At 77.6% G+C, this 237-nt stretch carries 1 pseudogene; it reads right to left on the bottom strand.

Annotation, left to right across the window (positions count from 1 at the left end):
• Positions 1 to 237: pseudogene (locus tag KVT37_RS33705) on the bottom strand (DNA polymerase Y family protein); the annotation flags it as partial.

The raw sequence follows: 237 nt of genomic DNA, 5'->3' as shown, positions 1-237 counted from the left end.
GGCGCCCACGACGCGGAAGAGAAGCGGCGCCCGCGGCCCTGCCCCCCCGCCGCGCCGTTCGAGGGCGGCCCTCAGGGCGACGGCAAGCCGGCTTATGAGCCGTTCGATGTCGTCGGTGAGCGCGACCGGCTCGGCAAGGTGGTGTTCGACCGCGAGCGGCGGGGCGGGAAGGCGCGGCGTCACGGCCTCGTCGAGACGGCCGGGCGCCTGGCCGGGGCGCACAAGCAACGCGCCGCC

Origin of the sequence: Mesorhizobium sp. GbtcB19 (assembly GCF_019091085.1) — a bacterium.
Classification (GTDB): domain Bacteria; phylum Pseudomonadota; class Alphaproteobacteria; order Rhizobiales; family Rhizobiaceae; genus Mesorhizobium.
Note: the sequence above shows the minus strand (reverse complement) of the source record. Positions and strands in the feature narration are given on the sequence as shown.